At 70.1% G+C, this 11,606-nt stretch carries 9 protein-coding genes; 6 read left to right on the top strand and 3 right to left on the bottom strand.

The genetic code is table 11. The annotated features are described in order from the left end of the window. Positions 1–136 precede the first annotated feature (136 nt). From ACWGJY_RS24365 to ACWGJY_RS24350, 4 genes are all read left to right on the top strand, one after another. Complete coding sequence (locus ACWGJY_RS24365; protein ID WP_453262956.1) at positions 137–2,020, top strand: coagulation factor 5/8 type domain-containing protein; 1,884 nt, start codon at positions 137–139, stop codon at positions 2,018–2,020. A gap of 164 nt (positions 2,021–2,184) precedes the next feature. Next, positions 2,185–3,618, top strand: a complete 1,434-nt coding sequence (locus ACWGJY_RS24360; RefSeq protein ID WP_453262955.1) for a purine-cytosine permease family protein — start codon at positions 2,185–2,187, stop codon at positions 3,616–3,618. A 370-nt stretch (positions 3,619–3,988) separates the two neighbouring features. Further along, positions 3,989–5,095: a CPBP family glutamic-type intramembrane protease gene (locus tag ACWGJY_RS24355; protein WP_453262954.1), complete on the top strand. Its 1,107-nt coding sequence runs from the start codon at positions 3,989–3,991 to the stop codon at positions 5,093–5,095. 564 nt (positions 5,096–5,659) lie between these two features. Next, the gene (locus ACWGJY_RS24350) at positions 5,660–6,097 is read left to right on the top strand and encodes an ATP-binding protein (protein WP_453262953.1); all 438 of its coding nucleotides are present in this window, start codon (positions 5,660–5,662) and stop codon (positions 6,095–6,097) included. A gap of 404 nt (positions 6,098–6,501) precedes the next feature. Here ACWGJY_RS24350 and fabV read toward each other — a convergent pair whose 3' ends face one another. Then, positions 6,502–7,710: an enoyl-[acyl-carrier-protein] reductase FabV gene (gene fabV / locus ACWGJY_RS24345; RefSeq protein ID WP_453262952.1), complete on the bottom strand. Its 1,209-nt coding sequence runs from the start codon at positions 7,708–7,710 to the stop codon at positions 6,502–6,504. Between the two features lie 395 nt (positions 7,711–8,105). Then, entirely contained in the window at positions 8,106–8,672 is a 567-nt protein-coding gene (locus tag ACWGJY_RS24340; RefSeq protein WP_453262984.1) for a GNAT family N-acetyltransferase, read from the bottom strand. 210 nt (positions 8,673–8,882) lie between these two features. Here ACWGJY_RS24340 and ACWGJY_RS24335 point away from each other — a divergent pair, with 210 nt between their 5' ends. Further along, positions 8,883–9,281 carry a DUF3662 domain-containing protein gene (locus tag ACWGJY_RS24335; RefSeq protein WP_453262951.1) on the top strand — a complete coding sequence of 133 codons (399 nt, stop codon included), beginning with the start codon at positions 8,883–8,885 and terminating at the stop codon, positions 9,279–9,281. 211 nt (positions 9,282–9,492) lie between these two features. Here ACWGJY_RS24335 and ACWGJY_RS24330 read toward each other — a convergent pair whose 3' ends face one another. After that, positions 9,493–9,786: a hypothetical protein gene (locus tag ACWGJY_RS24330; protein ID WP_453262950.1), complete on the bottom strand. Its 294-nt coding sequence runs from the start codon at positions 9,784–9,786 to the stop codon at positions 9,493–9,495. A gap of 557 nt (positions 9,787–10,343) precedes the next feature. On the opposite strand from ACWGJY_RS24330, the gene ACWGJY_RS24325 reads away from it, so the two are divergent. After that, positions 10,344–10,955: a flavodoxin family protein gene (locus ACWGJY_RS24325; protein WP_453262949.1), complete on the top strand. Its 612-nt coding sequence runs from the start codon at positions 10,344–10,346 to the stop codon at positions 10,953–10,955. Positions 10,956–11,606 lie beyond the last annotated feature (651 nt).

Below are 11,606 nucleotides of genomic sequence, written 5' to 3'. Positions count from 1 at the left end.
GAGGGATGGCCGGGACCAAGTCCCCGGATCCCCGGCAGAAGTCTTGACGCGTCGTTCACAGGTGGTGAACATGCATCGGGCAGGAGAGCGCTCCCATGAACTTCCCTCGTTCACTTTCCGAATCAGGAGAGCTGCTATGCCCACACCCCCCACAGGCGCGACATCCCCCACCGGAGCGACACCCCTCAACGGCGCGACACCCCGTGCTGACGCCGCGGCTCCCCGCACGCCGCCGCCCTCCCGCCGGAACGTCCTGGCCGCGATGGCAGCCGCGCTCCCCGTTGCAAGCCTCCCGGCCCCGGCCTCCCGGGCGTCCGCTGCGCCCGCCTCCGCCGCTGCGCCCGCCTCCGCCGCTGCGCCCGCCTCCGCTGCGCTGCCGGGCGGAGGCGACCTCGGCCCGAACGTGCTGGTCTTCGACCCCGCCACGCCCGGCATCCAGGGCAAACTCGATGAGATCTTCAAGCGGCAGGAGTCGGCCCAGTTCGGCAACGGGAGGTACGCACTCCTCTTCAAGCCGGGCACCTACAACGGTCTGAACGCCCAGATCGGCTTCTACACCTCGATCGCGGGCCTCGGACTGTCGCCCGACGACACGACCTTCAACGGTGATGTGACCGTCGATGCCGGCTGGTTCAACGGCAATGCGACCCAGAACTTCTGGCGTTCGGCGGAGAACCTCGCACTCCGTCCCGTCAACGGCACCAACCGGTGGGCCGTGGCCCAGGCGGCGCCGTTCCGGCGGATGCACGTCAAGGGCGGGCTGAATCTGGCGCCCGACGGCTACGGCTGGGCCAGCGGCGGCTACATCGCCGACAGCCGTATCGACGGCACGGTGAGTCCCTACTCGCAGCAGCAGTGGTACACCCGGGACAGCTCGGTGGGCGGCTGGAACAACGCCGTGTGGAACATGGTGTTCTCAGGGGTCGAGGGAGCCCCCGCGCAGAGTTTCCCCGACCCGCCGTACACCACTCTCGACACCACTCCGGTGTCCCGGGAAAAGCCCTTCCTCCATGTCGACGGGGCCGGCTACCGGGTCTTCCTGCCCGAGAAGCGCACCGACGCCCGCGGCACCACCTGGGGCAACGGCACACCACGCGGCGAGTCCCTTCCGCTCGGCCAGTTCTATGTGGCCAAGCCCGGCGTTGACGCGGCGACGCTCAACGCCGCACTGGCCCAGGGCCTCAACCTTCTTCTCACGCCCGGGATTTACCACGTCGACCGGCCGATCGAGGTACAGCGCCCGAACACCGTCGTCCTGGGACTGGGGTACGCGACGCTCGTTCCGGACCAGGGGGTGACGGCCATGAAGGTCGCCGACGTCGACGGTGTGCGGCTCGCCGGATTTCTGATCGACGCCGGCCCGGTCAACTCCGCCACGCTGCTGGAGGTCGGCCCCGAGGGCGCATCCGCAGATCACGCCGCCAATCCAACCACGGTCCAGGACGTCTTCATCCGGATCGGCGGGGCGGGCCCCGGCAAGGCGACCACCAGCATGGTGATCAACAGCAACCACACCCTCGTCGATCACACCTGGGTCTGGCGCGCCGACCACGGAGACGGCGTGGGCTGGGAGACCAACCGGGCCGACTACGGGGTCCGTGTCACCGGTGATGACGTCCTGGCGACCGGGCTCTTCGTCGAGCACTTCAACAAGTACGACGTGGAGTGGCGCGGCGAGCGGGGGCGCACGGTCTTCTTCCAGAACGAGAAGGCGTACGACGCGCCCGATCAGGCCGCGGTACAGAACGGCAATACCAAGGGGTTCGCCGCCTACAAGGTCGCTGACGGGGTGACCACCCACGAAGGGTGGGGCCTGGGCAGCTACTGCTTCTACAACGTGGATCCCACCATCCGCCAGGACCACGGCTTCGAGGCCCCGGACAGCCCGGGTGTGAAGTTCCACGATCTGCTCGTGGTCTCCCTGGGAGGAAAGGGCCAGTACGAGCACGTGATCAATGACGTCGGGGCCCCCACCTCGGGTACCTCGACGGTGCCGTCGACGGTGGTGTCCGCTCCGTGAGCGGTGGGCGCACCTCCTTCCCGCGCCCTTGACTCCTGACCGTCCTGGCACGGCCGCCGCCTCCGTTCGGCACCGGCCGGCGGCGCCGTGCCAGGAGGGGGCCGTGACAGGCGGGCCGGCTGCCGGGCCTACGGTAGGGGCGCATCTGTTGAGCCTGGAGAGTCATGACCATCGAAGAATCCGCCTTCCGAGGGCGGATGCCTGCCCGGCCCGGCGACCTGGCGGTCGAGCGGCACGGTATCGAGCCGGTGCCCGAAAGTAACCGCTACGGGAAATCTGCCCGCCTTTTCACTATTTGGTTCGCCCCCAACCTCACCATGACCGGAGTGTTCTCCGGCACCGTGGGCGTCTCCCTGGGGCTGGACTTCTGGACGGCCTTCACGGCCATGGTGCTCGGCACGATTGTCGGCGCGGTACCTGCCGCCTACCTGGGCACCTGGGGCAGCCAGACCGGGACCGGTCAGCTGCCGCTGTCGCGCCTGGCCTTCGGCCGGGGTGTGGCGCTGCCCGGCATCATGCAGTGGCTCTCCTCCGTCGCCTGGGACGCGCTCATCGGCCTCTTCGGCGGCGAGGCACTGGCCCAGTTGCTCGGCTGTCCGTTCTGGCTCGGCGCGCTGGTGGTGCTGCTCCTTCAAGGAGCCGTCGGAGTCTTCGGCTACGAGGCGCTCCACCAGCTCCAAACGGTGATGACCTTCGTGCTGGGTGCGGCTTTCCTGGTCCTGAGCGTCAAGCTGCTCTCCGGTGTGCCGCTTCCCACAACGAGCTCCGCGCACGGCGCCGACCGTCTCGGTGCCTTCGTCCTGACCAGCACCGTCGCGCTCAGCCTCGCCATCTCCTGGGCCCCCTACGCCTCGGACTTCAGCCGCTATCTGCCCCGTACGACGTCCCGGCCCCGGATGTTCTGGTACTCCGTGCTCGGCATGGTGCTCTCCTTCGCCTGGGTCCAGGCGCTGGGGCTGTGGGGAGCCAAGCTCTTCACCGACCAGACCGCCGCCGGGGTGCACGGGCTGCTGGGCGGCGGGGTGCTCGGCGCCTTCGGTCTGCTGGCCATTGCGGCCGCGGCGGTGTGCAGCAACGCCATGAACGACTACAGCGGCTCGCTGGCCCTGCAGGCCGCCGGTGTCCGGGTTCCCAGGCCGCTCGCCGCGGCGGCCGCGGCCGTGCTCGGCTTCCTGCTCGTTCTGTGGATGCATGCCGCGGACACCACCCTCCGGTTTCAGAATCTGCTGCTGTTCGTGGGCTACTGGATCCCCGGCTTCGTGGGCATCGTGCTGGTCGACGCGAGGCTGCGCGCCAAGGTCCGCCGTGGCGCGCCGATCGACGTCGAGGCCGAGTTCGGCCGCCCTCAGCCGTGGTGGCCCGCCTGTGTCGCGTTCGTGGCCGCATTCGCCGTGGCCGTGCCCTTCATGGATACGACCCTGTTCGTCGGCCCGGTTGCCGCCGCACTGCATGGCGCCGATGTGGCGTACTACATCGCTTTCCTCGCTTCTGTCGTCATCTATGCGCCTTTGCGGCTTTTTGCTGCTGCCCGTGCGACCCGGACGGCGGGGCCGGCGGGGCCGGCCGTGGCCGCGGGCGTGGCGGGTGCGGGCGACTGAGCCGAGCCCACCGGCGGTGCCGCCCGGGGCGCGGCGGGCAGGGCGTCGTCCGCCTCCCCGCCGTCACCGGTCCGTCCGCAGCCCTTCGGGTACGACCGCTGGGCCGAGGGATGTAGTCCCTGGCCGCAGCAGGTCATGCCGCAGGAGGATTTTCCCGGCCGTTCGTGTCGGGTGGACCGGGGTGCGGCTTCAGCGTCGACGCCGCGGGCACACGTAGCTCTCGGAAAGCTTGCGGAGCGGGGCGGTCCGGCGCCCGGCCGGTGCGTCCGGTGACGGGTGACGAGCCCCCACCGGGCCCGGTTCGACGCGCACGGACGATCCCGGCGGACGCACCCGGACGCCCCTCCCGCTGATCGTGAAGGGAGACCTGATGGCTACGACCTGCGGCACGAGGACGCCGGCCCGGGGCGCCGCGTGGCGGGCCTGGGGCAGGGCGCTGCTCGGCGGTGCGGTGATGGCGTGTGCGCTGGGCGCGGGGAACGCGCTGGGGGAGGCGCTCGCCCGTCCGCTCGGTGCCGACGGGTATCTGCGGCAGCTGCTGCCTGCCGCCCTGGTGAGCGCGCTGGCCGTGCCCGCCGTACTGGGCTTACGCGCCATGCGGTCAACAAGGCGCTTCCCCATGGGGCTTGGGCCCGTCTCCTCGGCTCCTCTCGGGTTCTTCCGCGGCATGGCCGTCACCACCTCGTGCGCCGCCGTCGCGCTCGGGGCCGGTACGGCGCTCGGGTGGGTCCGCTGGTCCGGTCTGGACCCGGCGGCCCTTGCCTCGTTCCTGGTGGGCAACGCCCTGGTGGCCGTGCTGCTGGAGGCGCTGCCGGAGGAGGCGACGCTGCGTGGGTATGCCTGGGCCTCGTTGCGGGACCGGCTCGGCGGGGTGCTCTCGGCCCTGGGGACGACAGTGGTCTTCCTGCTGGTGCCGGCGGCGTCCACCGTGGTGCAGGCCGGGGTGTCCCGGCTGGTGGACGTGGCGCCCCCGCCGATCGGGCTCACCCCCGAAGGCCAGGATCCGGTCGCCTATCTGGTGCTGCTCTCGGTCTTCGGCCTCACGCTGGTGGCCGCACGGACGGCGCCGGGGTCCGCGCCGCTGTGGACGGCGATCGGCACACATGTCGCCTTCCTCAGCGTCAACCGCGTCGTGTTCGAAGGCGTACAGCGTGGCGCGGGCTGGTCGGCGAAGGTCGCCCCAGCCCATGCCGCGGTGCTCGAACTGGGGTACCTGGCGGCCACCGCGATGATCTTCGTCGGCGCGCGGGTGGTGTCGTCCCGTGTGACGGCGCGAGCGCGGCGACGCCGGCCGGGGCGCCCGTCCGCGGCGACCACACACAGCGTGGGCGTCTGGGCCGGGGCCGGTCCGCGACTTGTCCCGGCCGGGCGGGAGTGGTCGACGTCCGGCGCCGGGCGAGGGCGGCCGTCAGGTGTGCGGCGGGAGGGGCCGACACCTGGCCGAGGAGCACGCGTGATCCGGCGTAGTGAGGTTTGACCGCGATAGGCAGTTTGCCCGTAATGCCCGCAGTGCCGGTAATGGCCGTATAGGGAGGGGCGGTCGGACGGTTCCGAGCCCGGCGCGGTAAGGCGGCGCCGGGCTTCGTTGCTGCATGCCGACGGGCGTGCGCCCCTGCCCTGCAACAAAAAGAAGAGGGCGCCACTTACCCATCGGCCCATGAAGCAAACCGGGGTAATACCGGATTGCTCGCGGCAGATGCGGGCACGCGAGGACCGGAGGAGGAAATCGGTGGTTCCGCTTCTGCCGGTGCTGCCTCTCGTGCTGATCATTTCGGCGCCGGGTACGCACGGCAGGCCTTGCGGCAGGCCTTATGGCCGTGGCGGAGACCGTGCTTCCCGGCCCAGTTGCCGGGTGGCGTGAGGTGTTCCACAGCACTCCGCGCAGCCCTGTCCGCCCGGCGCGGGCGCGGAGCCGGAGTTTCCTCCGTTGTGGCGAACAAACCATTTCGTCCGACCTCGGAAAATTGGGGTTGATAGCCCGGGAAGAGGGAACTCTTTCCGGCCTGAAGGCAAGACGACGCGATATGAGGTGAGCTTTATCATGAGCACCGCCGAAGCTCCGCACACCGTTACGGCGTCGCCGGTGCTGGAGCTTCAACTGGACTGCCGTTCCGAAGCCGTCGGGCCCGCACGGCACCTTGCCGCCACCTTCCTGGAGCAACTGGACCCCTCCGTGGAAAGGGACGCCAGGGAAGCGGTGATCCTGGTCGTCTCCGAACTGGTCACCAATGCGGTACGGCATGCGGGCGGAAAGACCTGTGCCTTGCGGCTGCGGGCCGGCCCGGAGTCGGTGGTCGTCACGGTCGGCGATTCCAGCCCTGTCCTTCCGCGCCCCCGTACCCCCGACGTCAGCGGAGAGGGCGGAGGCTTTGGATGGTCGATGGTCTGCCGTATCGCGACCGTCGTGGAGATCAAAAGAGAGCCGGCCGGGAAGAGCGTGACCGCGGTCATCCCCTGCCGTGGGCGCGGCGCACCGTGACCGGTCAGGCCGCGGCCGATGGCCCACGGTCTGAGAACACCGCTGTCCGTCACGGCGGACAGACGGGCTGACCGACCGTTTCGACGATGATCTGGTGGAGAGTGCACGGCCCGGCCGTCCGATAGCCTCCGCCATGGAGTGCGGCCATGCGGCGACGAGGAAGCCCGCCGTCCACTCAATTCCCCTGCGGGGGAACCGAATTCACCGCGCAAGCCCGCGAACGGCCCTCCGCCCCCCGGTCTTCCGGGCCGCGCGCCCCGTCACCTGGAATACCTCCCTTGCCTTGGCAGGAATTCCGCAAGGAGAGCGCGCGCTTTCGGTAACTCGACGAAGTCCCGTTCCCCCCGGACGAAAACGGGGCGGTCACCGAATCCACGATGTCTCCGGTCGCCGGATTCCCGGGATCAGGAAGTGGCCTCCGGCCAGGGAACCCAGGTTGTGGTCGGAGCCGTGTAGTCGATTCCCGGTACCGCGAAACCGTAGAGGCGCTGGATCTCGGCATGGAACCAGTCGAGATCGGCGAGGCGGGTGAGGGTCTCGGTGGTGGCCCGTTCCCAGCGTTCGGTGACGGCGGCCTGGACCGCGCTGTTGAGTTCCCAGCCGTCGAGGCGGACCCGGCCGTCGTCGTCGGTCTCCAAGGGTCGGACGCCGGTCAACTGGTCCCACAGGTCGGGCAACTGGGCAACGGGCGGAACCAGCGCCTCGCCGAGCACGCCGCGCAGCAGGCCGACGTAGAGGGCGATGCCGGGGATGGCGGTGGAGGACTGTGTGACCGCGGCCCCGTTGACGGAGGTCACCGCGCGGCCGCCTACCAGCTTGTCCAGGCGCTCGTCGAGCGCGCGAGCGGTCGCTTCGAGGTGGGACTTGGCCGCGCCGATGGTGCCCTGCCGGTAGATCCCGTCCGTCAGAGGGGAACCGATGTACGACAAGGCGGCGGTGGAGAATCCGTCGGCGAGCAGACTGCGGTCCGCAAGATGGTCGACCCACCGTTCCCAGTCCGTGCCGCCCATCACCGCAACGGTCTGCTCGACGTCGTCGCCCTCGGCCGGCCGGGTCTCCACTTCCTTGACCTCCGGCGTTCCCGCACTGCCGAAAACGAGGGTCTTGGTGCGGTACGCCTGGCCGATGGGCTTGAGGACCGAAGCGTAGGCGGCACCGGTGTCCGGGTCGGTGCGCCGCGGTGCGGCAACCGAGTAGATCAGGTGGTCCAGGCGGCCGAAGCGCTGTCGCAGGAGGTCCGCGACCTGGTCCTTCATCCCGTCGGTGAACGCGTCTCCGTTGAGGAACACCATGTCGTGGCCGTGCCGCCGGGCGAGTTCAGCGGTGGCGGCGGTGCGGTACCAGCCGGCCGTAGCGGTGCGCCGTTCGGTGGGGGCCTTCTCGAAACAGACGCCGATGCCCCGGATGCCCGCCCGCGCGAGTCCGGCGATCGTCGTGGCCAGGCCGTAGCCGGCCGACGAGCCGACGATGAGCGCCACCGGGGCGCTGTCCTGGACGCGGCCGGGCGAAGGGGCGTCGTCCCACATCTGCTGCACCAGGCGCGCGCAGCCGGCCGGGTGGGAGTCGAGGAAGAGGAATCCACGGCTGCGCGGGGTGATGACACGTTCGCTCATGACGCACGTCCTTGAGGTCGTCGCGGAGGGAAGGGCGGCCGCTGCCGGAGCACGCGCCGCGCCTGTAATTCTGCGACCCCATACCTCCCCGTGATCGTCTTGGCGGGAACAGTGATGACCGGGCGGTTTTGGAGGTTTCCCCACCAGTTTGCCCAGTTGTGTCGATGGCGGGCCTTCCGATTGCCTGCGGGCTCCGGTCTTCAACGGTCCGGGGCGGGCGCATGTCATTCCGGGCGCTGCTCCGCGGCCCGCCCCGGCGACTTGGTTTCGTTCCGGTCAGGCGAACGCCGCGCGCCCCGTTCGAGCGGGCTGTCGTCACCACAGTCCGTCGTCACCACAGTCCGTCGTCACCGCAGTCCGTCGTCACCGCTGTCCGTCGTCACCGCAGTGCGTCGTCACCACAGTCTGTCGATCTCGCCCGGGTACAGCTCGATGCGGGAGTGCGGAAACGACGGACGGTGACGGCGGCCCCGGGGTGAGAAGAAGTCGGCCATGGTGACCTTGTCGAAGCCGGGACGGTCGCTGGGGAAGGGGGCCAGGGGTGTGCCCCCGATGAGCACCGCGCCGGGGAGATGGTGCCAGCCCGCGCTCTCGTAGAAGGGCCGGAGCGGCCGGTCGCAGGTGAACAGGCCGATATCCAGGCCCATGACTGCCATTGCTTCATGGGCGGCAGTCACCAGGCGGCGGCCGTGTCCCTGGCCGCGGGCGGTGCCGCGGGTCACCACCGTGCTCAGCCCCGCGGCCCGGAAGGGTGCTCCGTCATGGATGAGCTGCTTGGTGAGGATGTCCAGGGCGGCGAGCACCGTGGCGCCGTCGACGAGCAGCATCGACACCGGCTGCAACGCCGGATCGTGGGCGAAGGTGCCGGGTGCCGACGCGGAATCCGGAGGCCATGCCTCGTCCTGTAGCTCCGAGACCTGTGTATGCAGCGCGGGTGGGACATCGGCTTCCGGGAACGTCATGATCGGCACCCGCCCATTGTGACGTGTCCCGCGTCATGGGGGCCAAGCTCTTCCCGTGGCCTGCCTGCCTGCCTGCGCGCGCGCCTGCCTGCCTACCTGCCTGGCCGGCCGCCCGGCCACCCGGTCCGGCAGGGCACCTCGCCTCGGCCTCCGGCGCCCCCACCTGTAACACCCCTGCATGCGCATGACACTCCAGGGCAGGCGATCTCCATGGGATTGCTGATGCGTTGGGAACGTGTGATGGAGGACTGCGGGAGCGCGCTGTTGGCCAAGATATTCCGGACCGATCCGGTCCAGTTGTTCGACGCGCTACGGCAGGAATGTGACGGCCATGCGGTCGTCTGCAGCCAGAGCCGAGTCCTCGTGCCGAATGACTACACCGTCGAACTCGCGACTGCGGTGCACGACGAACTGGCCGCGGGCGGCGGGGAGGTGGGCCGGCAACTGACCGATGTGCTGGCCCGGCACGCCGCCGAGCGCGGATACGAATGGGCAGGTCCTCTGACCGTCCATGTCACCGCCGCCGAGGTGCCGAACGGCAGGTACCGCATATCGAGCGCGGCCCTCGCGCACGTTCCCGTCGGTGCCGCCGGCCCCCAAGGAAGGTGACCGGGGGCCGGCGGCGCCTCGACGATCCGGTCTCCGACCGCAGTCGCAGCCGCAGTTGAACCTGCGGACGCGATCGCCATCGCAGACGCGGTGGCCGGCCGGGTTGCCGGACGGTCGTCCCCCCCGTACCGCAGACTTGCGCGGGGACGACCATCCGGCTCGGGATTGCTGCCTGCGGCCTATCGCTGGGGCGCCGCAAGCCGCGCAGGGTTTACAGCGGCCGGGCCCACAGGTCCCACATGAGGCCCGAGCCGTCGCAGAAGGGGTCGGCCCACTTGCCGCTGCTGACCAGGTCGGTCCCCGCGGCCTGGCAGCCGCTGAGGGTCCAGAACTTCTTGCCGGTCCACACGGTTCCGGGCGGGCCGTCCATCGGCTTGGCCTGCGCGTGGAAGGCGGCCGGTGTGGCCTCGGCCTGGGTGGCGTGGGCCTGGGCGGCGCCGCCCAGGCCGATGACCGTGAGTGTGGCGGCAGCGAGCGCAGCGGTGAGGATTCGCCTGTTACGCACGTGATGTCCTTTCCCCGTAGTGCCGGGCCCCTTGCGGGCCCGTCACCCTGCACACGAACGTGGCCCCTTCGGCGTATGACACCTTGAGGTGTGACGTGGGTCACATAGGTCGCCGGAGGGGTGGCGGTGTGTGAATTCCCCGCTCGGTGGCGGGCGGTCCTCGCCCCCGTTGCGTCATGCCCCTCCCCCCCGGCCCAACTGGACTGAACCGGTGTGGCTGGAAAGGCATATGACGAAGAGTCACCTTGAGTGACCGGCTCTCGCGGGGGTCGGTCCCGAAGTGTGCCGCAGTGTCCGATTTCATCCGGCGGGCGGCGAAGTCGCCGACGGGACGGTCATGGTGACGGGGCGTCCGGTGCCGAGCGCCGATGTCCGCGGAGAAGTGGAGGTGGCCGGGTGAACTATTCCGACCTGCCGGTTTACCTGTTCTTTTCAGGGTGTTGTCCGGAGGCGCTTGCCTTGGAAGCGCGGGCATGGATAGCGTAACCAGCACCTAAAGCTTTCTGGACAGCTTTAGTGAAAGCTAAACATCGTATCGGTCCCGGTGGGGGAGAAGCATGCAGATCAAGGTTGCGGTGGCGTACCACAGTGGATACGGCCACACCGCAAAGCAGGCGGCGGCCGTCGCGGCCGGCGCGGAGAAGGTTCCCGACACCCAGGTACGTCTGGTCTCCCTCGCCGAGCTGAACGACGAACTGTGGGAGGTGCTGCAGGAGTCGGACGCCCTGACCTTCGGCACGCCGACCTACATGGGTGGCAGCAGTGCCGTCTTCCGCGCCTTCGTCGAGGCCACCAGCCAGGTCTGGGGCGACAACATGCGCTGGAAGAACAAGATCGCCGGCGGCTTCACCAACAGCGGCAACATGGCGGGGGACAAGCTCAACGCGCTGATCGACATTGCGCTGTTCGCCGCCCAGCACGGCATGATCTGGGTCGGCCTCGCCGAGTACGGCGGCTGGAACACCTCCGCCGGCAGCCCCGAGGACCTCAACCGGCTCGGCAGCTGGCTGGGCGCCATGTCCCAGTCGAACAACGACGAGGGCCCCGACGTCACCCCCTGTGCCGGCGATCTGCGTACCGCCGAGGCACTCGGCCGCCGGATCGCCGAGACCGCCCACATCCACCGGGCCGGCCGCGCCGCCGTCGGGTTCGACGAGGTCTCCGCCTGACCTTCGACGGCCCGTACTGAGGCAGCTCCGTACTTCCGCCTCCTGTTGTGGAGTTGTCCGGTGCGGGCCCGCCCGGTCCCGTACCCGGCTCGCCCGCCCCGGCAGCCGCCATCCGGGGAACTGCCGGGCGAGTGGTACCGATGGTGCCGGAGGCCGCTCGAATCCGGATGGAGCGGCGGTCGTCGGCATCGTCCCGGGAACGTCCCTGCGCGGTCCCGGCGCTGTGCCCCGCGCGTCCGGCGTCTTCCGGGACGCCATGACTTCGCCGCCCCACCGGCACCGGCACGCCTGGCCACTCGGTCCCGCACCGAACCGCTCCCTCCCGACCGCACAGCGGCCGAGGACACTGCTGCCCGGCTCCGTACCGGCTTCGCACCCGAGGCCACGGGAGCAGCACCGGGCCCGATGATGCCACCGTGCTGCGACGTCCGGCCCGCCGGCTCCTCCGGTGCCGTCACGGACAAAGCGGCCGGCGGCCGTCGCGGCCGGAATCCAAAACCGAACACCACCCGGTGGGCCCGTCCCAGGGTGTGAAATACCACGGCCGCCACGGCGCGGAGCGCCTTCGTACCCGCCCTCGTGGCACGGCCGGAGCCGGTTCGCCCCCGGGCGTTTCCGCTCCCCGGCCCGGCCGGCTGAAGCTCGTCCCCG

It is taken from the genome of Streptomyces sp. NPDC054765 (assembly GCF_053612065.1).
The sequence above is the reverse complement of the archived record's forward strand: the minus strand, read 5'-3'. Positions and strand labels throughout refer to the sequence as shown.

Excerpts from the sequence above, each read along its gene's own strand:
- ACWGJY_RS24360 (WP_453262955.1), top strand. The coding sequence starts at position 2,185 with ATGACCATCGAAGAATCCGCCTTCCGAGGGCGGATGCCTGCCCGGCCC.
- ACWGJY_RS24325 (WP_453262949.1), top strand. The coding sequence starts at position 10,344 with ATGCAGATCAAGGTTGCGGTGGCGTACCACAGTGGATACGGCCACACC.
- fabV (WP_453262952.1), bottom strand. The coding sequence starts at position 7,710 with ATGAGCGAACGTGTCATCACCCCGCGCAGCCGTGGATTCCTCTTCCTC.
- ACWGJY_RS24365 (WP_453262956.1), top strand. The coding sequence starts at position 137 with ATGCCCACACCCCCCACAGGCGCGACATCCCCCACCGGAGCGACACCC.
- ACWGJY_RS24350 (WP_453262953.1), top strand. The coding sequence starts at position 5,660 with ATGAGCACCGCCGAAGCTCCGCACACCGTTACGGCGTCGCCGGTGCTG.
- ACWGJY_RS24335 (WP_453262951.1), top strand. The coding sequence starts at position 8,883 with ATGGGATTGCTGATGCGTTGGGAACGTGTGATGGAGGACTGCGGGAGC.
- ACWGJY_RS24355 (WP_453262954.1), top strand. The coding sequence starts at position 3,989 with ATGGCTACGACCTGCGGCACGAGGACGCCGGCCCGGGGCGCCGCGTGG.
- ACWGJY_RS24340 (WP_453262984.1), bottom strand. The coding sequence starts at position 8,672 with ATGACGTTCCCGGAAGCCGATGTCCCACCCGCGCTGCATACACAGGTC.